Annotated in this window: 24 protein-coding genes; 9 read left to right on the top strand and 15 right to left on the bottom strand. The window is 62.6% G+C overall.

The genetic code is table 11. From position 1 onward, the window contains the following. Positions 1 to 47: 47 nt before the first annotated feature. From EKH55_RS26440 to EKH55_RS26390, 11 genes are all read right to left on the bottom strand, one after another. A complete protein-coding gene (locus tag EKH55_RS26440; RefSeq protein WP_151613778.1) occupies positions 48 to 893 on the bottom strand; it encodes a formate/nitrite transporter family protein in 846 nt (281 codons plus the stop codon). Positions 894 to 922: 29 nt separating this feature from the next. Then, positions 923 to 1,276: a nitrite reductase small subunit NirD gene (nirD, locus tag EKH55_RS26435; RefSeq protein ID WP_151613777.1), complete on the bottom strand. Its 354-nt coding sequence runs from the start codon at positions 1,274 to 1,276 to the stop codon at positions 923 to 925. Beyond that, positions 1,273 to 3,720, bottom strand: coding sequence for a nitrite reductase large subunit NirB (gene nirB, locus EKH55_RS26430; protein ID WP_151613776.1), 2,448 nt, complete (start codon positions 3,718 to 3,720; stop codon positions 1,273 to 1,275). Before nirB ends, nirD begins: the two co-directional genes overlap by 4 nt. 4 nt (positions 3,721 to 3,724) lie before the next feature. Further along, positions 3,725 to 5,482, bottom strand: a complete 1,758-nt coding sequence (locus tag EKH55_RS26425; protein WP_151613775.1) for an ABC transporter ATP-binding protein — start codon at positions 5,480 to 5,482, stop codon at positions 3,725 to 3,727. A gap of 9 nt (positions 5,483 to 5,491) precedes the next feature. Beyond that, the gene (locus tag EKH55_RS26420; RefSeq protein WP_069457163.1) at positions 5,492 to 6,565 is read right to left on the bottom strand and encodes an ABC transporter permease; all 1,074 of its coding nucleotides are present in this window, start codon (positions 6,563 to 6,565) and stop codon (positions 5,492 to 5,494) included. Between the two features lie 80 nt (positions 6,566 to 6,645). After that, entirely contained in the window at positions 6,646 to 7,995 is a 1,350-nt protein-coding gene (locus EKH55_RS26415; RefSeq protein ID WP_069457199.1) for a CmpA/NrtA family ABC transporter substrate-binding protein, read from the bottom strand. Positions 7,996 to 8,397: 402 nt separating this feature from the next. Continuing rightward, positions 8,398 to 9,618: a CmpA/NrtA family ABC transporter substrate-binding protein gene (locus EKH55_RS26410; protein ID WP_151613774.1), complete on the bottom strand. Its 1,221-nt coding sequence runs from the start codon at positions 9,616 to 9,618 to the stop codon at positions 8,398 to 8,400. Next, positions 9,619 to 10,212: an ANTAR domain-containing response regulator gene (locus EKH55_RS26405; RefSeq protein ID WP_069457165.1), complete on the bottom strand. Its 594-nt coding sequence runs from the start codon at positions 10,210 to 10,212 to the stop codon at positions 9,619 to 9,621. 201 nt (positions 10,213 to 10,413) lie between these two features. Then, complete coding sequence (locus EKH55_RS26400; RefSeq protein WP_151613773.1) at positions 10,414 to 11,460, bottom strand: glutathione synthase; 1,047 nt, start codon at positions 11,458 to 11,460, stop codon at positions 10,414 to 10,416. A 9-nt stretch (positions 11,461 to 11,469) separates the two neighbouring features. Beyond that, positions 11,470 to 13,356 carry a flavohemoglobin expression-modulating QEGLA motif protein gene (locus EKH55_RS26395; protein WP_151613772.1) on the bottom strand — a complete coding sequence of 629 codons (1,887 nt, stop codon included), beginning with the start codon at positions 13,354 to 13,356 and terminating at the stop codon, positions 11,470 to 11,472. Then, entirely contained in the window at positions 13,353 to 14,189 is an 837-nt protein-coding gene (locus tag EKH55_RS26390) for an N-formylglutamate amidohydrolase (RefSeq protein WP_151613771.1), read from the bottom strand. Before EKH55_RS26390 ends, EKH55_RS26395 begins: the two co-directional genes overlap by 4 nt. 209 nt (positions 14,190 to 14,398) lie before the next feature. Between EKH55_RS26390 and EKH55_RS26385 the strand changes: the two genes are divergently transcribed. Beyond that, positions 14,399 to 15,025 (top strand): hypothetical protein, encoded by a 627-nt coding sequence (locus EKH55_RS26385; RefSeq protein WP_069457169.1) that lies wholly within the window; start codon positions 14,399 to 14,401, stop codon positions 15,023 to 15,025. A gap of 77 nt (positions 15,026 to 15,102) precedes the next feature. Here EKH55_RS26385 and EKH55_RS26380 read toward each other — a convergent pair whose 3' ends face one another. From EKH55_RS26380 to EKH55_RS26365, 4 genes are all read right to left on the bottom strand, one after another. Beyond that, positions 15,103 to 15,807, bottom strand: coding sequence for a TfuA-like protein (locus EKH55_RS26380; RefSeq protein ID WP_151613770.1), 705 nt, complete (start codon positions 15,805 to 15,807; stop codon positions 15,103 to 15,105). A 158-nt stretch (positions 15,808 to 15,965) separates the two neighbouring features. Then, entirely contained in the window at positions 15,966 to 16,412 is a 447-nt protein-coding gene (locus EKH55_RS26375) for a helix-turn-helix domain-containing protein (protein WP_071019533.1), read from the bottom strand. 238 nt (positions 16,413 to 16,650) lie between these two features. Further along, the gene (locus EKH55_RS26370) at positions 16,651 to 17,280 is read right to left on the bottom strand and encodes a LysE family translocator (protein WP_192803830.1); all 630 of its coding nucleotides are present in this window, start codon (positions 17,278 to 17,280) and stop codon (positions 16,651 to 16,653) included. 2 nt (positions 17,281 to 17,282) lie between these two features. Then, complete coding sequence (locus EKH55_RS26365) at positions 17,283 to 17,750, bottom strand: Lrp/AsnC family transcriptional regulator (protein WP_151613970.1); 468 nt, start codon at positions 17,748 to 17,750, stop codon at positions 17,283 to 17,285. Between the two features lie 309 nt (positions 17,751 to 18,059). Between EKH55_RS26365 and EKH55_RS26360 the strand changes: the two genes are divergently transcribed. From EKH55_RS26360 to EKH55_RS26325, 8 genes are all read left to right on the top strand, one after another. Beyond that, positions 18,060 to 19,223, top strand: coding sequence for an isovaleryl-CoA dehydrogenase (locus EKH55_RS26360; protein WP_151613769.1), 1,164 nt, complete (start codon positions 18,060 to 18,062; stop codon positions 19,221 to 19,223). A gap of 34 nt (positions 19,224 to 19,257) precedes the next feature. Continuing rightward, positions 19,258 to 20,865, top strand: a complete 1,608-nt coding sequence (locus EKH55_RS26355; protein WP_069457175.1) for a carboxyl transferase domain-containing protein — start codon at positions 19,258 to 19,260, stop codon at positions 20,863 to 20,865. 18 nt (positions 20,866 to 20,883) lie between these two features. After that, on the top strand, positions 20,884 to 21,267 hold the full coding sequence (locus EKH55_RS26350; RefSeq protein WP_069457176.1) for a RidA family protein: 384 nt from the start codon (positions 20,884 to 20,886) through the stop codon (positions 21,265 to 21,267). A gap of 16 nt (positions 21,268 to 21,283) precedes the next feature. Continuing rightward, positions 21,284 to 23,272 carry an acetyl/propionyl/methylcrotonyl-CoA carboxylase subunit alpha gene (locus EKH55_RS26345; protein WP_151613768.1) on the top strand — a complete coding sequence of 663 codons (1,989 nt, stop codon included), beginning with the start codon at positions 21,284 to 21,286 and terminating at the stop codon, positions 23,270 to 23,272. Continuing rightward, positions 23,272 to 24,141 (top strand): hydroxymethylglutaryl-CoA lyase, encoded by an 870-nt coding sequence (locus EKH55_RS26340; RefSeq protein ID WP_151613767.1) that lies wholly within the window; start codon positions 23,272 to 23,274, stop codon positions 24,139 to 24,141. The genes EKH55_RS26345 and EKH55_RS26340 overlap by 1 nt, the downstream gene beginning before the upstream one ends. Continuing rightward, positions 24,138 to 24,923 carry a crotonase/enoyl-CoA hydratase family protein gene (locus tag EKH55_RS26335; RefSeq protein WP_151613766.1) on the top strand — a complete coding sequence of 262 codons (786 nt, stop codon included), beginning with the start codon at positions 24,138 to 24,140 and terminating at the stop codon, positions 24,921 to 24,923. Before EKH55_RS26340 ends, EKH55_RS26335 begins: the two co-directional genes overlap by 4 nt. A gap of 78 nt (positions 24,924 to 25,001) precedes the next feature. Then, positions 25,002 to 25,373 carry an antitoxin Xre/MbcA/ParS toxin-binding domain-containing protein gene (locus tag EKH55_RS26330; protein WP_069457180.1) on the top strand — a complete coding sequence of 124 codons (372 nt, stop codon included), beginning with the start codon at positions 25,002 to 25,004 and terminating at the stop codon, positions 25,371 to 25,373. After that, the gene (locus EKH55_RS26325) at positions 25,373 to 25,882 is read left to right on the top strand and encodes an RES family NAD+ phosphorylase (protein WP_151613765.1); all 510 of its coding nucleotides are present in this window, start codon (positions 25,373 to 25,375) and stop codon (positions 25,880 to 25,882) included. The genes EKH55_RS26330 and EKH55_RS26325 overlap by 1 nt, the downstream gene beginning before the upstream one ends. Positions 25,883 to 26,007 lie beyond the last annotated feature (125 nt).

Below are 26,007 nucleotides of genomic sequence, written 5' to 3'. Positions count from 1 at the left end.
GGAAACGGTCCCGCCGCGAGGCGGGACCAGATAACTGCTGTGTCAGTTTATTCGGCGGCAACAAGGCGCGTGGCGGGCTTTTCGGTCGAATTGCGGCTCGGCGAGGTCTTGTAATGGGTCGCGTAGATCATCCCACCGACGAAGGTAATGCCGCCGACGAGATTGCCTGCCACCGTCGGGATTTCATTCCAGAGGAAATAGTCCATCCAGGTGAACTGGCCGCCGAGCATGATGCCCGATGGGAAGAGATACATGTTGACGATCGAGTGCTCGAAACCGAGATAGAAGAAGACCAGGATCGGCATCCACATGGCGATGACCTTGCCGGAAACCGAGTTCGACATCATGGCCGCGACGACGCCGGTCGAAACCATCCAGTTGCACATGACTGCCCGGATGAAGAGCGTCAGCATACCAGCGGCCCCGGCAGCGGCGTAGCCCAGCGTACGCGATTCACCAATCGAACCGATCTTCTGCCCGACCGCATTGGGTTCCTGCGAAAAGCCCATGGTGAAGATAATCGCCATGAACACGGCGGTCGTCAGCGCGCCGGCAAAATTACCGACGAAAACCAGACCCCAGTTCCGTAAAATACCGCCGATCGTCACGCCCGGACGCTTGGCGATGAGCGCCAAGGGCGCCAGCGTGAAGACGCCGGTCAGTAGGTCGAAGCCCATGAGGTAAAGCAGACAGAAGCCGACCGGAAAGAGCAAGGCGCCGATCAGCGGCTCTCCCGTGTTGACGGTGATCGTGACCGCGAATGCTGCGGCAAGCGCGAGGATGGCACCGGCCATGTAGGCGCGGATCAGTGTGTCCTTTGTGGACATGAAGACTTTGGACTCGCCCGCATCTATCATCTTGGTGGCGAATTCCTGGGGAGCTACGTAGGACATCGCGGTTCCTTTTCGCGTTCGGCAGCGACTCAGCGAGCTGCAAAATTGGTTGTCAGGTCGAGGTAGATTTCCCGACCCTCGATCCGGACCGGGAAGGTTGATGTCCTTCCGTCGTCCGCGCCTTGGGCCTCCCCGGTTTCGAGCGAAATCACCCAGTTGTGGAGCGGACATGTGACGCAACCGTCATGTACGATCCCCTCGCTGAGTGGCCCGTTCTTGTGCGGGCACTTGTCTTCCAATGCGAAAATCCGGTCATCGATTGTCCTGAAGACCGCGATCTTTGTTTCGCCATTGCGGACGCGGCGCGAACCCTGGCGTGGGATGTCGTCGACGGTGCCGACCAGAATCCACGCGGCTTCGGTTGCAAGATTATAAGCGTTCATTCCGCTGCTTCCTTCTGGATGACGGCCATCGGCTTGAATTCGTGCTTGTCCTTGCCGGAGACGCGCTCCGACCAGGGGTCGACCTGGGCGAACTTCTGGCTGAAGACGAAGCGGTCGAAATAGGCTTTCCGCTTTTCCGCATCTTCCATGATCTGCCGGCGGATCTCGTCGAGGCCGATGCGCTTGGCCCATTTGTAGATGCGCTCGAGGTAGCGGGCCTGCTCGCGATACATCTGCGTGAGCGCCACGATATGTTCGAGCGCCTCATCCTCGGTCTTGACCAATCCCAGGACCTCGGTGCCTTTGATGTCGAGCCCCGCCGCCCCGGCGAAGTGGATTTCGTAGCCGGAGTCGACGCAGATCACACCGACGTCCTTGCAGGTCGCTTCCGCACAATTGCGCGGGCAGCCGGAGACGGCCATCTTGACCTTGGCCGGTGTCCAGGAGCCCCACATGAACTTCTCGATGCGGATGCCGAGGCCGGTCGAATCCTGGGTGCCGAAGCGGCACCAGTCGGAGCCGACGCAGGTCTTCACCGTTCTCAGACCCTTGGCATAGGCCTGACCGGAGACGAAGCCCGCTTTGCCGAGATCCGCCCAGACGGCCGGCAGGTTTTCCTTCTCGATGCCGAGCAGGTCGATGCGCTGCCCGCCGGTCACCTTGACCATCGGCACATTGAACTTGTCGACGACGTCCGCGATAGCGCGCAGTTCCTTGGAGTTCGTAACCCCGCCCCACATGCGCGGCACCACCGAATAGGTGCCGTCCTTCTGGATATTGGCGTGGACGCGCTCGTTGATGAAGCGCGACTGGTAGTCGTCGGCATATTCGTCCGGCCAATCGCAGACGAGGTAATAGTTGAGCGCCGGGCGACATTTGGCGCAGCCGCAGGAGGTCTTCCACTCGAGCTCCTGCATCACGGCGGGAATGGTCTTCAGCTTCTTCGCCTTGATGAGGCGGCGCACGTCGTCGTGTCCGAGATCGGTGCAGCCGCACATCGGCTGCACCGCGGCCGGGTTGTAAGCAGCGCCGAGCGTGGCGGACATCAGCTGTTCGACCAGCCCCGTACAGGAGCCGCACGACGCAGACGCCTTGGTGTGGGCACGCACCTCGTCGAGCGAGGTTAAACCCTTGCCCGTGATGGTCGAGACGATCTTGCCCTTGCAGACGCCGTTGCAGCCGCAGATTTCCGCATCATCCGGCAAGGCTGCAACGGCCGCCGTAGGGTCCAGCGGGGATCCTCCCTGATAGGCCTGGCCGAAGATCAGGGTATCGCGCATTTCGGAGATATCGGTGCCACGCTTCAACAGGTCGTTGAACCAGGCGCCATCGGCGGTCTCTCCATAGAGCACCGTGCCGATGATGCGGTTGTCCTTCAGCACGAGCCGCTTGTAGATGCCGGCGGTGGCATCGCGCAGCACGATCTCTTCGCGTCCGTCGCCATCGGCGAAGTCGCCGACCGAATAGAGATTGATACCCGTCACCTTCAGCTTGGTCGGTGTATCGGAATGCACGAAGGCGGCACTGCGGTCCCCGGCGAGATGGGATGCGGCTACCCGCGCCATTTCGTAGAGCGGCGCCACCAAGCCATAGACCATGCCGCCGACCTCGGCGCATTCGCCAAGTGCCATGATGCTTCCGTCGGAGGTCTGCATGCCGGCGTCGACGACGATGCCGCGATTGATGGCGAGGCCCGCTTCCTTGGCAAGCCCGACATTCGGCCGAATGCCGACCGCCATCACCACCAGCGTCGCCGGAATGATCCGGCCATCTTCGAGTTCGATGCCCTCGACCCTGGTCTCGCCATGGATGCGCTTGGTGTTCGCCCTCGTGAGGACCTTGATGCCGCGCTCCTCGACGGCCTTCTGCAGCAGATAGCCGGCGGCCGGGTCGAGTTGGCGTTCCATCAGCGTCGGCATCACATGCAGCACGGTCACGTCCATACCACGCGACTTGAGACCGGCCGCCGCCTCGAGGCCAAGCAAACCGCCGCCGATGACGACTGCCTTTTCGCGCGATTGGGCCGCAAGCAGCATCGCCTGAACGTCGTCGAGATCGCGGTAGGTGATCACGCCCTGTAGGTCTTTCCCGGGCACCGGAATGATGAAGGGCACCGAGCCGGTGGCGATCACCAGTTTGTCGTAGCTTTCCGTGACGCCGTGGTCGGACGTCACCGTCTTGGCAGCGCGGTCGATCGCGATGATCTTGTGGCCCTTGTAGAGCGTAATGCCATGCTTGATGTACCACCCGTCGCCATGAATGATGATCTCTTCATATTCCTTTTCGCCGGAGAGCACCGGCGAGAGCATGATGCGGTCGTAATTGACGCGCGGCTCGGCGTTGAAGATCGTCACGTCGTAGCGCCCAGACGCCTTTTCGAAGAGCTCTTCCAGCATGCGCCCCGGCGCCATGCCATTGCCAACGATCACCAGTTTCTCGGTCATTCCATCACTCCGCGGCTTGTGTCTTGAGGGTTTGGGCGGACAGCATCGTTCGGGCGGCGCGCTTTGCCCGGATCGCTTCGAGATGCTCGGGAGCGGGGTTTGCGCCGCCTTCATAGGCCTCGAGGAAGTCCAGGAGTTCCTCGCGATAGGCGTAGTAATCGGGATGTGACAGGAGCTCCTTGCGCGAGCGGGGTCGCGGCAGGTTGACCTCCATGATATTGCCGATCCGGGCGTTCGGCCCATTCGACATCATCACCACTCGGTCGGCGAGCAGGATGGCCTCGTCGACGTCGTGGGTAACGCAGATCGCCGTCACCTGCGTGCGCTTCCACACATCCATCAGCACTTCCTGGAGTTCCCAGCGGGTCAGGCTGTCCAGCATGCCGAAGGGCTCATCGAGCAACAGCAGCTTCGGTGACAGCGCGAAGGCGCGGGCGATGCCGACCCGCTGTTTCATGCCGTTCGACAGATCGGCCGCCAGACGGTGCATCGCATCGCCCAATCCGACGCGCTGCAGGTAATATTCGACGACGTCGCGGCGCTCGGCAGGGGTCGCGTCCGGATAAACACGGTCGACGCCCAGCGCCACGTTCTCCCGGGCGGTCAGCCAGGGAAGCAGCGACGGTGCCTGGAACACCACCGCCCGGTCCGGTCCGGCGCCCGAGATCTCCCGACCGTCGAGAATGATGCCGCCGGAGGAGATCGGGTTGAGGCCGGCCATCATCGACAGTACGGTCGACTTTCCGCAGCCGGAATGGCCGATGATCGAGATGAATTCGCCCCTGTTCATCTTAAGGTCGAAGCCGTCGACGACGGTCAGCGGGCCCTTCGGCGTCGGATAGACCTTGCGAACCTCGAAGAACTCGACATAGCTCTTCTCGATCGCCGAATGCGCCTTGCGGGCATAGGCATCGGGCAGCTTGGGCGTCTTCTGCGTGATCGGGACCACGTTCGGCAGGGAAACGGCGCTGCCGTCCTCGGATTTGCGCTCGGTGCCGAGATCCATCAGATATTCGGTTACGGCAGCGCGCAGTCGGATGAACTCGGCATTGGAGTTCATTTCCGCGCGGTCGCGCGGCCGCGGCAGGTTCACCGCGAAGCTGGGGCCGAGCGTCGCCTTTGGGCCGGGCGTCAGCGGAATGATCCGGTCGGCGAGCAGGATCGCCTCATCGACGTCATTGGTGATGAGGATGATGGTCTTCTTCTCTTTCGACGAGATATCGGCGAACTCGTCTTGCAGCTTGGAACGGGTCAGTGCGTCGAGCGCCGACAGCGGCTCATCGAGCAACAGGACTTCCGGCTGCATCGCGAGGGCCCGGGCCACCGCGACGCGTTGGCGCATGCCGCCGGAAAGTTCCGCCGGTCGGCGTTCCGTCGCGTGAGAGAGACCGACCATGTCGATGTAATTCTGGATGATCACCTTCCGCTCGGCCTTGGATTTTCCGCCATGCACCGCATCGACCGCCAGGGCGACATTGGCGCGAACCGAGAGCCAGGGCATCAGCGAATAGGACTGGAAGACGACCCCGCGCTCCGGACCGGGACCGGTCACCTCCTTGTTGCGGAAGAGCACGGCGCCGCTGTCAGGTGCTGACAGGCCGGCAAGGAGGGAGATCAGCGTCGATTTCCCCGAGCCGGAAAAGCCGACGATCGCAATGAATTCGCCTTCCTCGACTTTGAGGTTCGCGCACGCAAGCACGTCGTTGCGAGACTTGCCCTCGCCAAAGGATTTCGAGACGTCGCTCAGTTCAAGAATGGTCACGCGTGCCTCCTACCGGTTCGACGAGAAGGTGAAGGCGGACTGCAGCGCGTACATCACGCGGTCCAGGATGAAGCCGATGATGCCGATCGTCAGCACCGCGACGATGATCCGAGCGAGCGAGTCGGAGGAGCCGTTCTGGAACTCGTCCCAGACGAACTTTCCGAGACCTGGATTCTGGGCGAGCATCTCGGCGGCGATCAGTACCATCCAGCCCACGCCGAGTGACAGCCTCAGGCCGGTGAAGATCAGGGGCAGGGCGGACGGCAGCACCAGCTTGCGGATGGTGGTCGCGGTCGAGAGCTGCAGCACCTTGCCGACATTGACCAGATCCTTGTCGATCGAGGCGACGCCGAGCGCCGTGTTGATCAGCGTCGGCCACAGCGAACAGAGGGTCACGGTCACCGCCGAGATCACCAGCGACTTCGGCAGGAGGTCCGAGGGATTTACGTAAAGGGCGGAGACGACCATGGTGACGATCGGCAGCCATGCAAGCGGCGAGACAGGTTTGAAAATCTGGATCAGCGGATTGATGGCGCCATTGATCGTTTTCGACAGGCCGGAGGCGATGCCGAGCGGCACGGCTACCAGCGTCGCGATCGCGAATCCGAGGCCGACGGTCAAAAGCGAGGTGGCAATCTGATCGAGATAGGTCGGCTTGCCGGTGAAGATGCGATGTTTCACCTGACCGGACTTGCCTTCGGCCACGAGCTTGGCGTTGCGCTCGTCCTGTCGGGCATAGAAGGCGTCGGCCTTGCGCCGTTCCGCGATATGGTCCTTGAGAAGCACGTTTGCCTGCGCCAACACCGCAGTCGGCCCCGGAATGGCGCCGAGCGATGTTTGCACTTTCGGCGCGAGGACGGCCCAGAGAGCGAGGAAGAACAGGATGCCGGCAAGCGGCACCAGAAGCGCCTTGCGGATCTCCGACATCTGTTCGGCGACGTTGTCGCCGGCCGCGATGCGCAGGATCGGGGTCACCCAGCCGAGGCCGAGCACGTTCAGCCAGCCGGCGGCTCTGTTGATCCGCTGGAACAGACGCTCTCGTCGCGCAAGTCGCGGGTCAGCTACGGTGATCGCTTGAGTCATGAATTCGTCTCATCTGTTGAAATTTGTGGGTCCAAGGGATGGCGGGCGCACCCCAGAAGGTCGCGCTCGCCCGCCGCATGTCAGCCGCCGACGACCTCCGAACCGGAGACGGTCTGGCCGCTCTTCAGCCCGATCTTGAGGGAGTCGATGTAGGCGTTCGGGGCCTTGGCATCGAAAGTGATGCCGTCGATGAAGTCGGAGGTCGGTGCCTTGTAGCCGTCGGTGCCGAAGGGGAAATCGGCCTTATCGGCGTTGCCCTCTTCGACCAGCATCTCCGCCGCCTTCATATAGACGTCCGGCAGGTAGACGGATTTGGCGGTCTCGGCGTACCACGCGTCGTCCTTGTGCTCGGCGATCTGGCCCCAGCGGCGCATCTGCGTCAGGTACCAGATGGCGTCCGAGTAGTAGGGATAGGTCGCGTAGTGGCGGAAGAAGACGTTGAAGTCCGGAACGTCGCGCTTGTCGCCCTTTTCATATTCGAAAGTGCCGGTCATCGAATTCGCGATGACCTCCGCGTCGGCGCCGACATATTCGCTGCGCGACAGGATTTCGACCGCTTCGGCCCTGTTGGCATTGTTGTTCTCGTCCAGCCACTCGGCGGCGCGAATGAGCGCCTTGGTCAGGGCGAGCGTCGTGTTCGGGTACTTCTCGGTGAACTCCTTCGTCAGCCCGAAGACCTTCTCCGGATTGTTCTTCCAGATCTCGTAATCGGTGATGACCGGAACACCGATGCCCTTGAAGACGGCTGCCTGGTTCCACGGTTCGCCCACGCAATAGCCGACAATGGTGCCGGCTTCGAGGGTTGCCGGCATCTGCGGCGGCGGGGTCACCGAGAGCAGCGCATCGGCCTTGATCTGTCCCGAAACGTTTTCCGGCGAATAAAAGCCCGGATGGATATCGCCGGAAGCAAGCCAGTAGCGAAGTTCGTAATTATGAGTGGAGACCGGGAAGACCATGCCGAGATTGAACGGCTTGCCCTCGGCCTTGAACTGATCCACCACAGGCTTCAGCGCATCGGCCTTGATCGGGTGGACCGGCTTGCCGTCGTCGCCGAGCGGAATGTGCTCCTTCATCATCGCCCAGACGTCGTTGGAGACGGTGATGCCGTTGCCATTCAGATCCATCGAGAAGGGCGTGACGATGTGGGCCTTGGTGCCGAAGCCGATCGTCGCGGCGAGCGGTTGGCCGGCCAGCATGTGCGCGCCGTCGAGTTCGCCGGTGATCACCCGGTCGAGCAGCACCTTCCAGTTTGCCTGCGGCTCCAGCGTGACGAAAAGGCCCTCGTCTTCGAAGAAGCCCTTTTCATAGGCGATCGCCAGCGGCGCCATGTCGGTGAGCTTGATAAAGCCGAGCTTCAGTTCGTCCTTTTCAAGTTCCAGCATTTCCGCTGCTGCGACAGAAGCCGTGCCGCTGTAGAGGCCAGCCACCATCGCGGCAACGATCGAACACTTCGCGAATCTGTCGATGGAACGTCTGCTCATGCTATTCTCCTGTCTGGCGGCGATGGGAGGTTCGCCTGTGGTTGCGATGTTTCAGGGAGCAAAAGAAAAGGCTGCCAAACCGAATCCAACGCTCCCCCTCGTTCAGAGCGTGATCCCGGTTTGGCAGCCTTGCCTTTAGCGCCCCTCATTGGACGCAAACTTTTTCGAGCCCCGCGGGGCACTATGCTTTTATCGATGCACGAACCGTGCCAGTTTCGCCAGCCAGCGGATTATCGCGGATTTTCAAGGGATTATAGGGCAGAGCCAAACAGAGCTCGGATGTTCTATAAGTCAGCGCTTGAATAAATTTTGCGCAGTGCACAAAAATGGGGCAGGGAACGTTGGGCGGACTCAGCTTTGGCTCGCAAGATAGGCGTCGAGCCGGTCGGGGTCGAATATCCGCCCGTCGAAAAAGCCATCGGGGCCGAGTACCAGTCCTTTTTCGGAGGCGCCGACGGGTGCCGCCGCGGTCAGCGCCCCTTCGACCTTCATGTTGGCGCCCGGCATTGGCGCGGAAATCGGCTTCAGTGCCTGTCGATAGATATCGGGCCGATAAGTGTCGCGTGCGCGCTCGGCCTTAGTGGGCGAGTGCTTTGCGTGGCCCCAGCGAACCATCTGGCTGTAGAACCACAGTGCATGGCTCTGCCAGGGAAAGGTTGCCCCCTTGGCATGCGGCACGAAGAACTCCGGGATCGCGTCGGTGGTGCCGTCGCCAAGCGCCAGATGACCGGTCAGGATCGGCATCAGCCTTTCGCGTGGAAGGCCCAGGTGCTCGGATCCGCTCATCAGGGCGGCGAGTTCTTCGTGATTGGCGCTGTCGCCGCACCAGATCGAACTGCGGTAAAGCGCCCGCAGCAAGGCGTCCAGCGCCGGGCGGTTTTCCGCGGCGAATCGCGCCGAGACGCCCAGTACCTTTTCGGGACTGAGGCGCCAGATCGACGCCTTGGTTGTGACAATGCGCCCCGCGCCGTCTGCAATGGCAACGCTGTTCCAGGGTTCGCCGGCGCAAAAGCCATCGATGGCTCCGGTTGCTAGCGCGTCGGCCATCAGGGGCGGTGGAACCATAACAATTTCGACATCCGTTTCCGGATCGACGCCGCAGGCCGCAAGCCAGTAACGCAGCTCGTAATTGTGGCCAGAGAAGGGGTGGACGACGGCAAAGCGCAGCGGCGGCTCGCCAGCGGCCCGGCGATTCTCAACGACATGGCCAAGAGCTGTACCGTTGGCGCTCGGATCGGTACCGGGCCCGGCACCCTCGGCAAACATGCGCCCCCAGAGCGCACGCGAAACCGTGACCGCATTGCCCCCGAGACCGAGCGCGAAGGGTGCGACAAGCTCCAGCGACAGCGGCGTCAGGCCCAGGTTGGATGCAATCGGCATGGGTGCCAGCATATGCGCTGCCTGAAAGTGACCGACGGCGATCCGGTCGCGGATGTTCGCCCAGGACGTTTCCCGAACGAGTTGCACTGACAGGCCCTCGTCGCCGGCAAAGCCCTTCTCTACGGCGGCGATCAGGACCGCGCTGTCGAACAGCGGCATGTAACCAAGAGTGATGTCGGCGGTGGCAGCCATTCAAGGGTCCTCCAGCAATCCCGCCGCAAGCACAAGACTCTGTGCGATCTCGGCAATTTTGCGATTCTGGTTCATGGCGGTCGTGCGCAGGAGCTTGTAGGCCTCTTCTTCGCCGATGCCGCGCGATTTCATCAGGATACCCTTGGCGCGGTCGATCACCTTGCGGTCCGCGAGCTCGCTGCGCGCTTCCGCGAGTTCACGCTCCATGCGAGAGAAGGCGTTGAATCGGCCGATCGCCATGTCGAGGATCGGCTTCACCCGCTCCTGCCGCAGCCCGTCGACCACATAGGCGGAGACGCCGGCATCGATCGCCGCCTCGATCATGCTGCTGTCGGAGCGGTCGACGAACATGGCGATGGGGCGCTTGACCGAGCGGGAGAGCTGAAACATGCTCTCCAGCAAATCGCGATTGGGGTTTTCCAGATCGATGACGATCACGTCCGGCTGCAGCCGTTCGATGACGCGCCCGACGCCATGGACGTCGTGAACGACGCTGACCCGGCTGTGGCCGGCATCGCGCAATCCGGCCTCAATGATCGAGGCACGGATGGCATTCTCGTCAATCACCAGAATGGTCAGGTCGCGATGAGTCATGCCGCATCATTATGCGGTGCAGCAATTTTCGCAATATGGCTGCCTAAATTTTTTGCGTTTCTGCATATTGCATCAATTTGAGGCGAAATAGATCGGCGGCGACACGCAGGAGATGCGCGGTTCGCGGCCGATCTGCGGCGGGAAGCGGCCAGCCTTATCGGTTCGTCGGTCTCACGCTGGCGTCCTTGTCCCGGGTTCATATCAAAGGGTCGCCAGAGTACGGTTTGGCACCCGGCCGCCATAGAGTTCCTGGATGTGAAGCTTGTGCTCCAGCGCCGCGATCACGGCGTCGCTGAAATCCACACCGACGATCGCCGCAATCTCGGGGAATCCGCCGGGTGTGAAGACGTTAACCTCCAGCACCTTGTCGCCGACAATGTCGAGACCGACCAGGAACATGCCGTCCTCTACGAGCTTGGGACGCAGCTTTTCGGCGATTGCCAGAACCTCCGGTGTGATGGCGGCGGCTTCAGGCGTTCCACTGGCATGAATGTTCGAGCGAACATCGCCCTTGGCCGGGACACGCCGAAAGCCGGCATACACGCCATCGCGCTCAAGGGGCCGCCCGTTCATGAGGAAGAGACGGATGTCACCGGCGACGGCATCCGGCAGAAAGCTCTGCGCTATCAGATATCCCCCATCGCTGGCGACCTCGAAGATCTGGTTCAGGTTGACCTCGTCCTTGGAGCCGATCTTGAAGACATTCTTGCCGCCGGAGCCTTGCAGGGGCTTCAGAACGACGCCGCGCGAATGGCTGTCGAGAAACGCCCGGATTTCCTCGATACTCCTGGAGATCAGCGTCGTCGGCCGTACGGCCTCAGGAAAGCCCTGGAAATAAAGCTTGTTCTGGGCAAGCGCCAGGCCTTCGGGGTCATTGAGGACGATGACGCCGCGCGCCGCCGCCAACCGTCCAAAGTTCGTGCCGACATAAACCGCCCAGGGGCGGCTGTCCGCATCTTCGGAGGGGTCGTTTCGCAGAAAAAGCACATCGATTTCGCGCAGGTCGATCGTGTCGATTTTCGCTTGTTTGCTCTGCAAGGCGCCAAGCAGTGTCTCCGGCTTCTTCGGTTTCGAGCCTTCCAGGGTCGTCGCGCGGATCAGCATGCTGTCATCCGGGCGCAGCACGAAATCTCCCGGCGTGACGTAGCAGACCTCGTGGCCGCGCGCGAGCGCGGCAAGCGCCAGCCACGTCGTCGTATAGTAAGGCGCCTCACCTTCAATGGAATTGACAAAAAAGGCGATGCGCATTAGCGGCTCCTATTGTTGCAACATGTCGAGCGGAGCCATTCCCGCATGCGCTCTGGCAAGCCGGGACGATGCTTCCGGATAATCGAGGAATATGGGATCGACCGACGGCGCCCCGAGCAGACCGCGTGCGTGCAGTTCCTGCATGACGCCGAAATGTGAAGCCGCGATTTTTCCCATCCAGAAAGGCTCCAGCGTTCCGCCGTCCGCCAGGTGGTCGAGAAGCTGCAGCAGTCCGCGCAGGTAGATCGCGTCCTTGACGAAACCCCCACCCCGATAGACGCGTAGGACGATGTTGAAGGCCTCCGTTTTCCGGAATCCATAATCCGCGACGAGGGCGCGATAGACTTCCGGCAGGGAGGCGCCGTCGAGCATGGCGGCGCTGGCAACCACGCGGGCAGCGATGAGACGAAGCCGTTCACCCGTCATGCCGCCCGACAGATATTCCGCAAAGACTGCAAGCCCCTCTTGCATGCCCTCGTACCCGGCGAGGCCCGAGCGAAACAGACGCAGGCCCTGAGCTGATCCGTTGACATAGGTCAGGAGGTGAACGCCGATCTCATGGCTGAGGAGAGGCTCGACACGGCCTGCAGCCATGACGGTGCTTCGGGCGATCAACAGCCTCTTGCCCGAAACCAGCAGTCCGGAGGGAAGGTCGTCCCGTACCTCGACGCAGGCTTCGAAGCCGTCGTAACGCCGCGCGTATTCGGCGATCATCTCGCGCGCACGCTTTTCGACGACATAGCAGTCCGCGCGCTGTTCGGCCCTTCGTGCGACATCCGAGACGACGCCCTGGCTTCGGGCGAGAATATCTCGCGCGGTCAGCAAAAGGCCAGGCTCCACCGGGCCATAAAGGGCACGGCCGAACTCAACGAACTTCGCGGTGTCCCGCGCCGACAGCATCGATAGTTGCAGATCGAGCTCCTGCTGCTTCTCGCGATAGAGCTGATAGAGCACGGGATCCTCGAGGTGCTCGAACGGGATCGAAAAGAGCTTCATTTTCGCGGCATCGACTTGCAGGACCAAGGGTCGGTAGAGGAAGCGCGGCGCGCGCTCGCAGTCGCTGGCCGCAAATTCGCTCCAGGCCGCTTCCGCGTTGATCGGTGTCACTGCCAGGAGGAAATCGAAAGTGGAAGCGACTTCATCGATACTCCGGTCAGTCCGGATCACTGCATCGACGAAGGCCTTCCTCCCAAGGGCGCGATGTGTCGAAAAAGTGAGGCTGCTCGTCGCTTCGGCGAAGGCCGCAAAGGCATGCAGGATAGCATCGTACACGTTGGCGATCAGGCGCTCGCGCACCTCCGGATAAATATTGCCGGATTCGCGTTGGCGGTAGATCGGTGCAAAGCACACGCGCATCATCGGGAAGGGGACCTCAAGCGTGTCATTTGCGTCGCTCCCGTATTCCGGCCAGTCGCGGAACTCGACCTGCGGCGTGCGGAATTTACCCTGGATGACCTCCACGGCATCGATAAATGCTCTCGCGGCTGTCTGGATGCTCCCTTTACTGCCTGCGACGACTTCGATCTTGAAAGGGGGGAGCAGCGGCGCCTTCTCGGTCAAGAGTTGATCGCGGGCGAACTCACCGACTTCGAGCACCATGAAATCACCAAAGCGGCGCTCGAGCAGCTTTCCAATGGCCATTACGACGGGCGTGGCGGCGGCGACATCGGGCGCGAGCAGATAGGACGCGTTCGCCTGGACTATTTCACGGGCGACGGGCTCTTCGTCTCCCGAGATATGGACGCAGAGAAAGGGCAGTGCCCGGTCGATATGGAGGCGGCCTCCGTCGGCAAGTTCCTTGCGCACGGCTTTGCCCGCTTGGATGGCGCTCAAGGCTTCATCAAGCCATTCCGGAGCGTCCGCACCCCTCGCGGCATTTGCATTCGCCAGCTTCATCGACGCGCCTCCAATTCGTCGAGCAGTATCGGCACGGCCGATCGAACGAGTCGCCTGAGCGCCGTGAGGACATCGCCCCGCGGCTCGCCGGTCCACTCATCCATGAAGACTTTCTTGAATTCGACCGCAATCGCACAGCCCGTGTTTGGAAAGTGCTCGTGGATGAAGCGTGTCTGCTCGCCCCGGCCCTGAAATGCGATGTTCTCGCGGACGTCCAATCGGCCGCCGGGAAAGTCGGAGGCGCGCAGCGCCTCCACCAGGCGATCCACCACAAATGACCATCTTCGCCGGTCCATGGAGAACGTGCCTATATTGATGTCAGGCGCCTCCGCCGGGAGCATAGGTTCCGATCCCGGGCCCGCCCGTCGATGATTGTAACTGTGCACATCGAGAACGACGAACCGTCCGTGGCAGCGCTCGACCCCGGCAAGGAACGAATGCAGCATCGCATAGTACTCGTCGTGCATGGCGAGGCATGCTTCGACGAGATCCCGCGGCGGTTCCGTCTTCCAGACCCTGAGGCCCCAAGCCTGTTCCGGACGCAGATAGACGGCGCCGCTTCGCGCCCGGTTGATGTCGACTTCAAACCGCGAGCGGTGAACGACGATCCGGTTCGGGATGTCGCGGATCAGGAACTCGGTGAACGGATCTTCCTCACGCCGACGTTCTGCTTCGGAAAGCGCAAACAGGCTTCGCACTGCGTCGCGAGCCATGTGCCCATTGTGAATGGCGGTTGCGACGACCGGCCAGTCGCCGCGGTGCTGCGTCCACCATTCGCTGGTGGCGGGCAACGCGAAAGCTGTTTTCGAATCTGCGGATGTCCTCGTCGCCATCGCAACCCCGTATCCGTTGCTGCACGGTTGGTCATGCAGCTACAATTCAAAACGGAGTTCTTCGGTTCCGAACGTCAACGGAGAGCGGTGCCGCTCTTCGCCAATACTGGAAGGCCCGGGCGGCACGCCGTTCTCCTCACGAGATTTCGATTTTACGGCCGCCGACTCCGACAATACACTGAAGGCTCGAATATCGCGGGAGGGTTGTCATGAAACGTCGGCTAGTATTCGTCGCAGCCGCATTAGCCTGTTCGGTCCTCGCAGCCCGCGCCCAGGACACGTCGATGAGCTTCTTCGTCACCAGCGTCAACCCAGGCGAGGGCGGGGACCTCGGAGGCCTTCCGGGCGCAGACGCCCATTGTAGCGCGCTGGCGGCGGCCAGTGGTTCGACAGGCAAGACCTGGAGAGCCTATCTCTCCACCGACCGTGAGAATGCCAAGGATCGCATTGGCACAGGACCCTGGTACAACGCCAAGGGTGAAAGGATTGCCGATGATGTTGCCTCGCTACATGGCGGTGGCAACAACATATCCAAGCAGACGGCACTCAACGAAAAAGGAGAAGTCATCCCCGGCCGCGGTGACAACCCGAACCGCCACGACATTCTGACGGGCTCACTGCCCGATGGAACGGCGGCGCCGGAAACGTGCGGCAACTGGACGATGGGCGGCGCGGAAGGCGCAGCGATCGTGGGCCACAGCGACCGCACCGGCTTGGACGACTCGGCTGCCGCCAAGTCGTGGAACTCGTCCCATTCGACGCGTGGCGGCTGTACGCTGGAAGCGTTCAGGAGCACCGGCGGAGACGGTCTATTCTACTGCTTCGCTGCCAATTAAGATCTTAAACCACCGTGGGAACCACCCGAGCGGTAAAACCGCCGCCGCGACGCTCTAAGTCCAATGCGCAGCGTCAACTACATTTCCTGAAGTCGCGTCCAGAGACTTGTCGCATTGAACCTCCATCCCTGCCTCGAGGCGTCCGCTCCCGACAGAAGAGACAGCTCCTTCAACAGCTCCAGAGCGTCCGCGTGCTTCTGGTCGACATATCCGGCGCGCAGCAACGCTGCCAGAGCTTCGCGATCCGCATGCGGGAGGCTTGCGCCTGCGATGATGGTGGGCCAGGTTCGCTCCTTGTAGAAGAGCTTGGCAGCGGCGTCTTCGATCGCCGATGCGTGCGTTGCCGAAATGGTCTGCCGCTCTGCGAGGCGCCGCAGTGTCGCCCGGACGTTGACGAGGGGAAGGGTGAGCGGCGCGTAGCCGAGCTCTTGCGGAGCATGCAGCAACGCCACGTCGGAATCGTCCACAGTCCCGCCCGCTGCGTATTCGCGGTAAATCGCGCCGATCCCAATCATGCCGAAGGCGGCGCATTCGGCAGCGCGCAGGGCTCCCATGCTCGCTGCGCCAAGGACGGCAATGCCTTGCGACAGAGCGAAAAGGATCTCCTTGTGCCAGACCGGCGCGACACGCTCGAAAATGCCGTCGATAATGCCGATCGCGGTGGTACCGTCGCGCACGGCGCGCAATATGTCGCCCTGCCGGGCAGGCGGACGAATGACGAGCGCCTCACCGGCCATTTCCGAGGCATCGGGAACCGTAGGACCGACGAAGACGACTTTCATGCGGGCAACGGCGTCATGCCGGTTCGGGCATATGCTGCAACGTATCGTTGATGCGGCAGTCGCGTGATGTCGAACGGCAAGGCACGAGGTGGCCCGACTTGTCCGCGCCTTGCGTCGGCGGTACTCGGTCCTTTCCAGGCCGCCACAACCGACGACCGTCAGCTGTGCAGGGATTCGCTGTGGTGCGCCCCGGATGGAAGTTGCTCCGCCTCCGGCGTGTTCGCCATAGCGGCAACGAGCGAGATGATCTTTTTCCGCAGGACCGGATCGGCGATCTTCAGGAAAGCTCTGTTGAGGGCGATGCCCTCGCGCGATGCGACGAAAGAGGAAATCTCCTGCGATTCCTGGATATCGGCAGGGGCTTCGCGCGCCTGGGTCTTGTCGTCCTCCTGGAAAAAGAAGCTCGGATGCACGCCAAGGATGTCGGCAATCGCCTGCAGCCGGCTTGCGCCGACGCGGTTTGTGCCCTTCTCGTATTTCTGCACCTGCTGGAAAGTGATGCCCAGGCCGTCGGCAAGTTTTTCCTGGCTCAGTCCGACCATCAATCGGCGCATTCGCACGCGCGAACCGACGAAGACATCGATCGGATTGGGATCCTTCTTCATCTGCTATTCTCCTTGCAAGCTCGATTACCTACTCGATTACCTATAGGTGTAGTCTTGAATCCAAATGTGCTTGAATCGCGGCGACCATGCAATCTTTGCGCGCCAATTTCTGCAGCTGAAATGCCTTTTTCTTCCGTATTGCCCAGCATTTTTCGCGCGACCACCATCGGTTGCTCGCGCCATAACCGGTTTCGCTGCCGTCGCGCGGTTCGCCGAGACAAAGGGCGGAGGTCGTCTGTCAGCGGCGGATGAGGTCGGCACCTGCCGAAGCAAGCGCGGCGACGCCGAACCCGATCAGGATGAGCCCTGAAAACCGAGACGTCCACGCGGCGAAACGCTCGGGCAGCTTCGCTCGAGCAAACGCAACGCCGCCGCTCAAGGCGAACCACCAGGCAAGCGAGCCGAGAAAGACGCCGGCCACAACGATCGCCGTATTCATTCTGTCGCCGATCGCGGCAAGGCCGAGACCCGCGAAGATCGCAGCGAAGGACAGGATGGTGGTCGGGTTTCCCATCGTCAGCAGAAAGGTTGCCGCCACCATGCGGGCGAGACCGCGGCTGCCCACCTCGACAGCCGTGGCCGTTGGCGTCGGCCTCAGACCGCGCCAGCCGAGCCAGAGCATGAAGAGGCCGCCGATGAGTCCGAGCGGAACCGAAAGCGTCGCAAGCGTCGCTGCGAAGGCGGCAAATCCTGCCGCCGCGAGCATGGCATAGGTGGCGTCGGCGAGTGCGGTACCAAGTCCGCCTGCTACGCCGGCCCAGAAGCCGCGCTCCAGCGTACGATTGATGCAGAGCAAGCCGATCGGGCCAAGCGGCGCGGCGATCGCAACTCCAAGCACCAGCCCTTTTACGAAAAGCATGAGGGTCATGTTCACCCTCGCTTCGGGTCTTCGCCGCCCGGTAAGGTGAGGGTGTTTTCCGCGACGGTTGAGAGGGCGATCACCGTTTCGCTGCGGCCGATGAAACGGCGCGCCTTCAATTCCCCGAGAAAGGGTTCGATGTCGCCAAGCGTCGGCATGCGGACCTTGACGCAATAGGACCATCCGCCGGTGACATGATGGCACTCCGCGACCGCCGGATGGCCAGCTATGAATCTGCGAAATTCAGTCTCGTCGGCGTCGGCGGAAAGAGCGATCCAGACGAAGGCAAGCGCGTCGAACCCCAGCGACCGGTGATCGACTTCGAGCGTGAAACCGCGGATGACGCCGCCAGCCACGAGGCGGCGGATGCGCTCGTTGACCGCCGAGGGGGAAAGGGCGACCGTCGCGCCGATTTCCGTTAACGAGGTCCGCGCATCTGCGCTGAGTATGCCAACGATTTTTCTGTCAGTTGCATCCATTGCCAAAAAATAGTTGGTTTCTCCCCTATTGTACAGAAGATCTGACGGGCGACGATCGGTGGCCCGGGCGCTGGCGGGCACTGAAGCAGGCGACGGCGGAGCAGCGTCTTGCTGTTGGCGCCGGGTTCTTCTTTGCAGATCGTGCTTGGCGGGCCAGCTCTTTGGAAGGAAATTAGCCGTCAGCGATGTTATCGTTCGCGACAAAGCCGCGCGGCGTTATCATGGACCGCTGCAGCATGTTGAATTGCAGCACGGTTCGGCCACCCGGGTGAGGAGATTATCGCCGGGTTGCCAAAGGAGGAGGACGGGATGTTTCAAGGTGGATTGAACTTCGCACTCGGCGAGGAGATCGACGCATTGCGCGACAGCGTTCGCCGCTTCGCTGCCGAGCGCATCGCACCGCTGGCGGACGAGGCCGACCGCAACAATGCCTTCCCTGCCCCGCTCTGGCGCCAGATGGGCGAGATGGGGCTGCTCGGTATTACGGCGGACGAGTCGTATGGCGGTGCCGGCCTTGGCTACCTTGCCCATTGCGTGGCGATGGAAGAGATCAGCCGCGCTTCCGCCTCGGTGGGCCTGAGCTATGGCGCCCATTCCAATCTCTGCATCAACCAGATCAACCGCAACGGCACCCCGCCGCAGAAAGCGAAATATCTGCCGAAATTGATTTCGGGTGAGCATGTCGGGGCGCTGGCCATGTCCGAACCGGGCGCCGGTTCGGATGTCGTATCCATGAAGCTTAGGGCCGAAAAGCGCGGCGACCGCTTCATTCTGAATGGCAGCAAGATGTGGATCACCAACGGCCCCGACGCCGATGTGCTGGTGGTCTATGCCAAGACCGATCCGGCGGCCGGACCGCGCGGCATCAGCGCCTTCCTGGTCGAAAAGACCTTTCCCGGTTTCTCGACCGGCCAGAAGCTCGACAAGCTCGGCATGCGCGGTTCGAACACTTCGGAGCTCATCTTCAGGGACTGCGAGGTTCCGGAAGAAAACGTGCTCGGCAAGATCGGTGAGGGTGTCAAGGTGTTGATGTCGGGCCTCGACTACGAGCGGGTTGTTCTCTCAGCAGGTCCGCTCGGCATCATGGCCGCTTGCCTCGATGTCGTCGTCCCCTATCTCCATGAACGCACGCAGTTCGGTCAACCGATCGGCGAGTTTCAGTTGATGCAGGGAAAGCTTGCCGACATGTATGTGACACTGAACGCCGCACGCGCCTATGTCTATGCGGTAGCGGCCGCCTGCGACCGCGGCGAGACGGCGCGCAAGGATGCCGCGGGGTGCATTCTCTACGCGGCGGAGAGGGCGACTTTTATGGCGCTTGAGGCGATCCAGGCGCTTGGCGGTAACGGCTACACCAACGACTTTCCGGCCGGCCGGCTGCTGCGCGACGCGAAGCTTTACGAGATCGGCGCCGGCACCAGCGAAATCCGCCGCATGCTGATCGGCCGGGAGCTCTTTGCCGAAACGAAATAGCGGGGCGGAGCGAAAGGATAGGTCTGGGGGGACCATGACAATATTGCGATCGCAAATCTCGCCATCCTCGGATGTGTTCAGGGCAAATCGCGCCGCCATGGCGGAGGCGATCTCGACCGTCGAGGAGGCGGTGCGGCTCGCCGCTGCCGGGGGCGGGGAGGCGGCGCGCGAACGCCATGTCAGCCGAGGCAAGATCCTGCCGCGGGACCGGATTGCATCGCTGATCGACCCTGCGACGCCCTTTCTCGAGATCGGCGCGACCGCCGCGCACGGCATGTATAACGGCGACGCACCCGGTGCCGGGCTGATCTCCGGCATCGGCCGTATCTCCGGCCGCGAATGCATGGTCGTCTGCAACGATCCGACCGTCAAAGGCGGCACCTATTATCCGATGACGGTGAAAAAGCATTTGAGGGCGCAGGAGATCGCGGCCGAGAACCGTCTCCCTTGCGTGTATCTCGTCGATTCCGGCGGTGCCAACCTGCCGAACCAGGACGAGGTCTTTCCCGATCGCGATCACTTCGGCCGGATATTCTACAACCAGGCGAACATGTCTGCGGCCGGCATTCCCCAGGTCGCAGTGGTGATGGGCTCCTGCACGGCCGGGGGCGCTTACGTGCCGGCCATGTCGGACGAGACGATCATCGTCGAGGGGCAGGGCACGATCTTTCTCGCTGGTCCGCCGCTTGTGCGCGCAGCAACGGGAGAGATTGTCTCAGCCGAGGATCTTGGCGGTGCCGATGTGCATACGCGTCTCTCCGGCGTTGCCGATCACCTCGCCCGCGACGACGCGCATGCGCTGGCGCTTGCGCGCCGCGTCATTTCCGCATTGAACCGCGAAAAGCCCTGGACGGTGGAACTGCGCGCGCCTGAGCCGCCGCTCTACGATCCGGGCGAAATCGCCGGTATCGTCCCCGCCGATGTGAGGACGCCCTATGAGATTCGCGAGGTTATCGCCCGTATCGTGGACGGTTCGCGCTTCGACGAGTTCAAGGGGCGTTTCGGAACCACGCTCGTCTGCGGTTTCGCCCATGTCCACGGCATGCCGGTCGGCATCATCGCCAATAACGGCGTCCTGTTCTCCGAATCGGCACTGAAAGGCGCGCATTTCGTGGAACTCTGCGGGCAGCGCCGCATTCCGCTCGTCTTCCTGCAGAACATCACCGGCTTCATGGTCGGGCGCAAGTACGAGACCGAGGGCATCGCCAAGCACGGGGCCAAGCTGGTGACGGCCGTCGCGACCGTCAAGGTGCCGAAGATCACCATGCTCGTCGGCGGCTCGTTCGGGGCCGGCAATTACGGCATGTGCGGCCGGGCCTTTTCGCCGCGCTTCCTCTGGACCTGGCCGAACAGCCGCATCTCCGTCATGGGCGGCGAACAGGCGGCGGGAGTACTCTCGACCGTGCGCGGCGAAGCGTTGCGTCGGGCCGGCACCCCTTGGAGCGACGAGGAGGAAGCACGTTTCCGCAAACCCGTTCTCGATCTTTTTGAACGCCAAAGCCATCCGCTTTATGCCTCGGCGCGTCTTTGGGACGATGGCGTCATCGATCCGCGCAAGAGCCGCGAGGTTCTGGCCCTGTCGCTCTCGGCGGCGCTGAATGCGCCGATCGAGGAGACGCGTTTCGGCTTGTTCAGAATGTAGGTTATGGAAGGGTCGGGGATGAAACGGGACAATATCAATGCCATGAATGCGCCGCAGCCTCGCGGCGGCTATTCGCAGGCGGTCAGCATCGAGAACTTCCGCCGGCTGCTCTTTGTCAGCGGCCAGATCCCGATGACATCGGACGATGCCGTGCCGGAGGGGTTTGACGCCCAGGCGCGCCAGGTGTGGCTCAACGTTGATGCGCAGTTGAAGGCCGCTGGCATGTCCAAGACCGATGTCGTGAAGGTGACGACCTATCTCGCCGACAGGCAGCACACCGTCGAGAACCGGGAGATCCGCAACGAGTATCTCGGCACCCTGGCGCCGGCGATGACGGTCGTGGTCACCGGTATTTTCGATTCGGCCTGGCTGCTCGAGGTCGAAGTGGTGGCGGCGCAGTGAAGCGGAAGAGAGACGCATGGTTTCGAAGCTCCTGATTGCCAATCGCGGTGAGATTGCCTGCCGCATCATCAGAACTGCTCATCGCCTCGGCATGCGCACCGTTGCCGTCTATTCCGATGCCGACGACGGGGCGATGCATGCGGCACTGGCGGATGAAGCGATACGGATCGGGCCGGCACCCGCCGCCGACAGCTATCTCTCGATCCAGCGGATCATTGCGGCGGCGAAAAGCGTTGACGCGGACGCCATTCATCCAGGCTACGGCTTCCTTTCGGAAAATGCCGACTTTGCCGAAGCCGTCGAGGCTGCCGGCATGATCTTCATCGGCCCGCCCGCGCCTGCGATCCGCGCCATGGGTCTCAAGGACGCGGCCAAGGCCCTGATGGAGCGCGCCGGCGTTCCGGTCGTGCCGGGCTATCATGGCGATGCACAAGAGGCGGACTTCCTCGCAGGGCAGGCGGCGGAAATCGGCTACCCGGTGCTGATCAAGGCACGAGCCGGCGGTGGCGGCAAGGGCATGCGGCGCGTCGAGCGGATGGAGGATTTCATCGAGGCGCTCGAATCGGCGCGGCGCGAAGCGAAGGCCGCCTTCGGCGACGATGGGGTCTTGATCGAGAAATACCTGACGCGGCCGCGCCACATCGAGGTGCAGGTGTTCGGCGACCGCCAAGGAAATATCGTTCACCTCTTCGAGCGCGACTGCTCGCTGCAACGCCGTCACCAGAAAGTGATTGAGGAGGCTCCGGCGCCGGGCATGACGGCGGAGGTGCGCCGCGCCATGGGCGACGCCGCAGTCAGAGCGGCGCAGGCGATCGGCTATGTCGGGGCTGGCACGGTCGAATTCATTGCCGATGTGACGAACGGGCTATGGCCGGACCGGTTCTATTTCATGGAGATGAACACACGCTTGCAGGTGGAGCACCCGGTGACGGAGGCAGTTACCGGGCTCGACCTCGTCGAATGGCAATTGCGCGTCGCTGCCGGCGAACCGCTACCGCGAAGACAGGCGGATATCGGCGTCGATGGCTGGGCCTTCGAGGCACGAATCTATGCGGAAGATCCCGCCAGGGGCTTCCTGCCGGCAACGGGTGAACTGAAGCACCTGAGCTTTCCGGACGAAGGCGTGCGGATCGACTCCGGCGTACGGCAGGGCGATGCGATCACTCCCTATTACGATCCTTTGGTCGCCAAGCTGATCGTCCATGGCGGCAATCGAGCGGCGGCCCTCGCGCGTCTGCAGACCGCACTCAAGGAAAGCCGCATCGGCGGGACGGCGACCAATCTCGACTTTCTCATCCGGCTGACGGAGGAGCATGAATTCCGCTCTGGGAGGCCGGACACGGGACTGATCGACCGCGAAATCGAACGACTCACGGCACCGGTCGCCCCGGACGACGAGGAACTGGCATTGGCGGCGATCGTTTCGACCGATGTGCTCCGGCCGATCACCTCCAACGATCCGTGGCTATCGCTCGGCCATTGGCAGATCTGGGGCGACGCGGACCGGACCGTCATGATCGACCATGCGGGCGGGCACTCGGTCGTGACGCTGAAGGCGCGCGGGCGTGATCAGTTCGCGGTTCATGCGGGTACGAGCACCTTTCCCGTGCTAGTGCTGGAGCGTTTCGAGGATGGCGCCAGTGTCGAGGTATCGGGCCGGCGGCGGGCGCTGCGCTTCGTTCGCCAAGGCGAGACATTGACCCTGTTTGTCGACGGCCGCAACCTGACGTTCCAGTTGCCGGACCATTTCGCTGGCGGACACGGCGGAGAAATCGCCGACGACGAACTCATCGCGCCGATGCCGGGACTGATCAAGCTGGTCCGGGTCGGGGCGGGGGAGGCTGTGGCCAAGGGCCAAGCGCTCGTCGTCATGGAGGCGATGAAAATGGAATTGACCCTTTCGGCGGCGCGCGAGGGAACTGTCGCGAGCGTGCTCGTGGCCGAGGGAGCGCAGGTCAGCGAAGGTACGGTGCTCGTGACGCTACAAGAGGAGGCGGCTGAGTAATGACCTCGCAGCGGGCAGGACATGTCACGATCGTCGAGGTGGCGCCCCGCGACGGGCTTCAGAACGAGCCGCGTCTGGTCGACACGGCCGACAAGATCAGGCTCGTCGATCTCCTTTCCGATTGCGGCTACGAACGAATAGAAGTCACGAGCTTCGTCAGCCCGCGCTGGGTGCCGCAGATGGCCGACGCGCCGGCCGTCCTGTCGGGCATAAGGCGGCGCCTGGGCACGCGCTACGCCGCATTGACGCCCAACATGCAGGGGTTCGAGGCGGCAATTGCCGCTGGTGCCGACGAGGTGGCGATCTTCGCCTCCGCCTCGGAAACCTTTTCGCAGAAGAACATAAATTGCTCGATCGCCGAGAGCGTCGAGCGATTTCGTCCGGTCGCGGAGGCGGCCCATCACCGTCGCATTCCGCTCCGCGGCTATGTGAGTTGCGTCATCGAGTGTCCCTATGAGGGCGCCATCGCGCCGACGGCGGTTTTGCGCGTCGCGCGGCTAATGGCTGACCTCGGCTGCTATGAGATCAGCCTCGGCGACACGATCGGACGCGGCACGCCGAAAGCCGTCGATGCGATGCTCGCGGCAGTGCTCGGCGAGATTGCCGCGAGCAAGCTCGCGGGCCATTTTCATGATACGTCCGGTCGGGCGCTCGACAATATCGCCGCTGCCCTCGATCACGGGCTGAGGGTGTTCGACGCCTCCGTGGGCGGCCTCGGCGGCTGCCCCTATGCTCCAGGGGCGGCGGGCAATGTCGACTCGCTCGCGGTGAACGCCTTCCTGCTGACAAAAGGATATTCGACGGGTCTTGATGGGGAGAAGCTCGATCACGCCGCAGCCTTCGCCCGGTCCTTGTTAGGTGCCGCATGACCTATGACACGATTCGACTTGTCGTCGAGGATCGCGGTATCGCCCGGCTGACGCTTGCCCGCCCCGAAAAGCACAATGCCCTTTCCGCGGTGATGATCGGCGAACTCACCGACGCAGCCGTCAGGCTCTCTGCCGATGCGGCAGTGCGCGCGGTCGTGCTCGATGCCGAAGGGAAGAGTTTCTGCGCCGGGGGCGATCTCGAATGGATGCGCGAGCAGTTTGCCGCTGATCGGCAGACGCGGATCGCCGAAGCGACGCGGCTGGCGATGATGCTCAAGGCGCTGAATGAACTGCCGAAACCGCTGGTCGCGCGCGTGCACGGCAATAGCTTCGGCGGCGGCGTCGGGCTGATGAGCGTCTGCGACGCCGTCATTGCGGCGAAGGGGGTGAAGTTCGGCCTGACGGAAACGCGGCTCGGTTTGATCCCAGCCACAATCAGTCCTTATGTCGTTGCCCGGATCGGCGAGGGAAGAGCCCGGCCACTGTTCATGTCCGGGCGGCTTTTCGAAGCGCAAGAGGCGACGACCGCAGGGCTGGTGACGGCGGTTGTCGATGCCGCCCAGTTGGACGCCACGATCGAAGCCGAAACCCTAACCTATCTTGCCGCCGCTCCCGCAGCAGCCGGGCGGGCGAAGCGGTTGGCGCGATCGCTAGGTGCTCCCATCACCGATGCTATCATTGCCGCGACGATCGAGCGACTCGCCGATACCTGGGAGACGGACGAAGCGCGGGAAGGGGTATCGGCCTTTTTCGAGCGCCGTGAGCCGTCCTGGCGCGCTTGAGCTCTGCTTGCGCTTGAACTAATCAGAATTTGATCCTATTTTAACATCAAGCTGATCAAAACAGGATCGAGATTGGTCATGATCGCTGTCGATTTCGACATTACCGCTGCGCGCTTCGGAGAGGACCACTCGCCGTATCTGTCGGCCCGCCTGGTTGCCGACCGGCTGGGCGTGACGCTCGCGGAACTCGCCAAGCTGATCGGCGTCGCCCGCAACACCTTGACCGCCAAGTCCGGGGTGCGGAAGGTCGACAGCGCGCTGAGCCAGGTCGTGCGCATCCTTGCAATGGCATCGGAAATGGCGGGGGACGAGACCCGTGCCGTCATCTGGTTCAAGCATCAGCCGATCCCGGGCTGGGCCGGGAAGACGGCCCATGACCTGGTGGGCGAAGGCAAGGCCGACAAGGTGCTTGCCTATCTCGAGTCCGTGCGCGCCGGCGTCTATTCCTGATGACGCCAGCCGAGCCGACGGAGCTCTGGCGCGCCTTCGTGCCGCGCTGGGCGCATATGCCGCTTTCCGGTGAGGGTGCCGCCCGATTCGGCGGCCGATGGAATCCGATCGGCACGCCGACCATCTATGCGGCGCGCGAGCTTTCCACCGCCTGGGCGGAATACAATCAGGGTTTCGTCCAGCATCCGGCACTTATCGTGAAGCTGGAACTGCGTGACGCGAAGCTTGCAGACCTTACCGACGCCGGCGTGCTCGCCGAGCTTGACCTTGAGGAGGCCATTCACCGCTGCGAATGGCGCGAGGAACTCGACCGCGGAGTGGCGCCGCAGACGCACACCGTGCACGCGAACCTCCTCGCCCGCGGGTTTCACGGCGTGATCTACCCGTCCTTCATGTCGCCCGGCGGCACCTGTGCCGCGCTCTGGCGCTGGAATGGCAAGAATGGACCGAGGCTCGACGTCGTCGATCCCGAGGGCCGGCTGCCAAAGTCGCCGGCGTCGTGGATTTAGTGCCTGCGTGACGACCAAGGCAGCGCCGCACGAAGGTGGTCGTTGCCGCCCGGGCGCCGGTGTCGAGATACTCTTCCAAGAACATCCGGGAAATTCTTGCCGGCCCTGGAGCTCAGCCTCCGATC

The organism is Sinorhizobium alkalisoli, assembly GCF_008932245.1.
Taxonomy (GTDB): Bacteria; Pseudomonadota; Alphaproteobacteria; order Rhizobiales; family Rhizobiaceae; genus Sinorhizobium; species Sinorhizobium alkalisoli.
This window is presented reverse-complemented; position numbering and strand designations above follow the sequence as displayed.

Bases quoted from the DNA above. Each gene is read 5' to 3' on its own strand.
- EKH55_RS26440 (WP_151613778.1), bottom strand. From the start codon at position 893: ATGTCCTACGTAGCTCCCCAGGAATTCGCCACCAAGATGATAGATGCG.
- nirD (WP_151613777.1), bottom strand. From the start codon at position 1,276: ATGAACGCTTATAATCTTGCAACCGAAGCCGCGTGGATTCTGGTCGGC.
- nirB (WP_151613776.1), bottom strand. From the start codon at position 3,720: ATGACCGAGAAACTGGTGATCGTTGGCAATGGCATGGCGCCGGGGCGC.
- EKH55_RS26420 (WP_069457163.1), bottom strand. From the start codon at position 6,565: ATGACTCAAGCGATCACCGTAGCTGACCCGCGACTTGCGCGACGAGAG.
- EKH55_RS26415 (WP_069457199.1), bottom strand. From the start codon at position 7,995: ATGGTGGCTGGCCTCTACAGCGGCACGGCTTCTGTCGCAGCAGCGGAA.
- EKH55_RS26410 (WP_151613774.1), bottom strand. From the start codon at position 9,618: ATGGCTGCCACCGCCGACATCACTCTTGGTTACATGCCGCTGTTCGAC.
- EKH55_RS26405 (WP_069457165.1), bottom strand. From the start codon at position 10,212: ATGACTCATCGCGACCTGACCATTCTGGTGATTGACGAGAATGCCATC.
- EKH55_RS26400 (WP_151613773.1), bottom strand. From the start codon at position 11,460: ATGCGCATCGCCTTTTTTGTCAATTCCATTGAAGGTGAGGCGCCTTAC.
- EKH55_RS26395 (WP_151613772.1), bottom strand. From the start codon at position 13,356: ATGAAGCTGGCGAATGCAAATGCCGCGAGGGGTGCGGACGCTCCGGAA.
- EKH55_RS26390 (WP_151613771.1), bottom strand. From the start codon at position 14,189: ATGGCGACGAGGACATCCGCAGATTCGAAAACAGCTTTCGCGTTGCCC.
- EKH55_RS26385 (WP_069457169.1), top strand. From the start codon at position 14,399: ATGAAACGTCGGCTAGTATTCGTCGCAGCCGCATTAGCCTGTTCGGTC.
- EKH55_RS26380 (WP_151613770.1), bottom strand. From the start codon at position 15,807: ATGAAAGTCGTCTTCGTCGGTCCTACGGTTCCCGATGCCTCGGAAATG.
- EKH55_RS26375 (WP_071019533.1), bottom strand. From the start codon at position 16,412: ATGAAGAAGGATCCCAATCCGATCGATGTCTTCGTCGGTTCGCGCGTG.
- EKH55_RS26370 (WP_192803830.1), bottom strand. From the start codon at position 17,280: ATGACCCTCATGCTTTTCGTAAAAGGGCTGGTGCTTGGAGTTGCGATC.
- EKH55_RS26365 (WP_151613970.1), bottom strand. From the start codon at position 17,750: ATGGATGCAACTGACAGAAAAATCGTTGGCATACTCAGCGCAGATGCG.
- EKH55_RS26360 (WP_151613769.1), top strand. From the start codon at position 18,060: ATGTTTCAAGGTGGATTGAACTTCGCACTCGGCGAGGAGATCGACGCA.
- EKH55_RS26355 (WP_069457175.1), top strand. From the start codon at position 19,258: ATGACAATATTGCGATCGCAAATCTCGCCATCCTCGGATGTGTTCAGG.
- EKH55_RS26350 (WP_069457176.1), top strand. From the start codon at position 20,884: ATGAAACGGGACAATATCAATGCCATGAATGCGCCGCAGCCTCGCGGC.
- EKH55_RS26345 (WP_151613768.1), top strand. From the start codon at position 21,284: ATGGTTTCGAAGCTCCTGATTGCCAATCGCGGTGAGATTGCCTGCCGC.
- EKH55_RS26340 (WP_151613767.1), top strand. From the start codon at position 23,272: ATGACCTCGCAGCGGGCAGGACATGTCACGATCGTCGAGGTGGCGCCC.
- EKH55_RS26335 (WP_151613766.1), top strand. From the start codon at position 24,138: ATGACCTATGACACGATTCGACTTGTCGTCGAGGATCGCGGTATCGCC.
- EKH55_RS26330 (WP_069457180.1), top strand. From the start codon at position 25,002: ATGATCGCTGTCGATTTCGACATTACCGCTGCGCGCTTCGGAGAGGAC.
- EKH55_RS26325 (WP_151613765.1), top strand. From the start codon at position 25,373: ATGACGCCAGCCGAGCCGACGGAGCTCTGGCGCGCCTTCGTGCCGCGC.